Annotated in this window: 1 pseudogene; it reads left to right on the top strand. The window is 53.5% G+C overall.

What is annotated here, in order from left to right:
- Positions 1–131: 131 nt before the first annotated feature.
- Positions 132–284 (top strand): annotated as a pseudogene (locus tag AB9F29_RS22410) (ferredoxin--NADP reductase); the annotation flags it as partial.

Here is a 284-nt window from a genome sequence, read left to right on the forward strand (position 1 = left end):
GCCGAGGAGTGGGCGTTTCGCGTGAAATGGCAAGACCATGACTATCAGTAGCGGCTACGCGCCTAGAAACGCCGCACAAAATCCATTATAGACCAGACACAGAGGGCAAAGCGCCGCTTTGCGATACAGATATGAATGAACAGGTAACCGTGACTGATACCCCCGTTAAACACGTAAAAGCGCTCCCCAATGCGCAGACCGTTACTGCAGTAACACAGTGGACGGATAGCCTTTTTTCCTTCCGCGTTACACGTCCCGCGTCGTTTCGGTTTCGCTCCGGTGAG

Source organism: Falsihalocynthiibacter sp. S25ZX9, from assembly GCF_041205405.1.
GTDB lineage: Bacteria > Pseudomonadota > Alphaproteobacteria > Rhodobacterales > Rhodobacteraceae > Falsihalocynthiibacter > Falsihalocynthiibacter arcticus.